Origin of the sequence: Arthrobacter sp. TS-15 (assembly GCF_006964045.1) — a bacterium.
Taxonomy (GTDB): Bacteria; Actinomycetota; Actinomycetes; order Actinomycetales; family Micrococcaceae; genus Arthrobacter.
The window spans coordinates 1-1,221 of record NZ_SDXQ01000118.1; the positions used below are offsets into that span (position 1 = coordinate 1).

At 69.3% G+C, this 1,221-nt stretch carries 1 protein-coding gene and 1 pseudogene; both read left to right on the top strand.

All coding sequences use genetic code 11. The features are described 5' to 3' along the window. Nucleotides 1–346: pseudogene (locus EU811_RS23160) on the top strand (ABC transporter substrate-binding protein); the annotation flags it as partial. A gap of 42 nt (nt 347–388) precedes the next feature. After that, on the top strand, nt 389–1,171 hold the full coding sequence (locus tag EU811_RS23165) for an ATP-binding cassette domain-containing protein (protein ID WP_142940581.1): 783 nt from the start codon (nt 389–391) through the stop codon (nt 1,169–1,171). Nucleotides 1,172–1,221: the final 50 nt, after the last annotated feature.

Here is a 1,221-nt window from a genome sequence, read left to right on the forward strand (position 1 = left end):
GTCCTGCCCGCTGCCCCCGGTCACCGGGCAGGACGCCGAGCTCGGAGCCGTACGGCGCATCGTCGGCGGCGATCAGTACATGACCGTCTACAAGCCCTTCGCACCCGAGGCCTCCGCCGGCGCCGCCATGGCCGTGGCCGCGGCCCGCAACGAAAGCCTCGACCGGGTCGCCAAGGGCGAGGTGACGCCCCGTGGCGGGCACACGGTTCCGGCCGTCCTACTCACCCCCGTGTCCGTGACGGTCGACACGATCGAGGACACCCTGGTCGACGACGGCGTGTACACGGTCGAGCAGATCTGCACCCCGCAGCTCGAGGCCGCCTGCGAGAGGGCCGGACTCACCTGACAAGCAGGTTCCGACCAGGTCCGGCCCGCCCCCGGGAAGGAGATGGTTTCCGTGCCGAGTCCCCCGTTGCTGGCACTGCACGGCGTATGCAAACGCTTCGGTGTCATCGAGGTCCTCGACGACATCGAGCTGGAGATCCACGCCGGGCAGGTCGTCGCTCTGCTGGGCGACAACGGGGCGGGCAAATCCACCCTGGTCAAGGTGATCTCCGGGGTCTCACCCGCGGACAAGGGCTCCATCGAGTGGGAGGGCCGGGCGGTCCACATCAGGCGTCCCCACGACGCCCGGGACCTCGGCATCGCCGCCGTCTACCAGGACCTCGCGCTGTGCGGAAACCTCGACGTCGTCGGCAATCTGTTCCTCGGGCAGGAGATCCGCAGGTTCGGGTTCCTCGACGAGGTGGAGATGGAGCGCCGCACCAGAGGCCTGCTGGACCGTCTGACCCGAGGCATCCCCGATCTGCGTGCCCCTGTCGTCTCGCTGTCCAGCGGTCAGCGGCAGACGGTCGCCATCGCCCGTTCGCTGCTCGGCGACCCGCGGGTGCTCCTCCTGGACGAACCGACCGCGGCGCTGGGATTCGAGCAGACCGGCGAGGTCCTGGACCTCGTCGACCAGCTGCGCGACCGCGGTCTGGGCGTTCTGCTCATCAGCCACAACATGGGTGACATCAAGGCTCTCGCGGACCGGGCGGCCGTCCTGCGGCTGGGCCGCAACAACGGCTTCTTCGACGTGAACACCTCGTCCCAGGAACAGATCATCTCCTCCATCACCGGCGCCACGGAGAACGTGCCCCGCCGAACGGCCGCCCAGGAGGCGGGATGGTGAAAGGGACGCGCGACACGGCGGACACCACACGGTCCGAGCCCACGAGACTA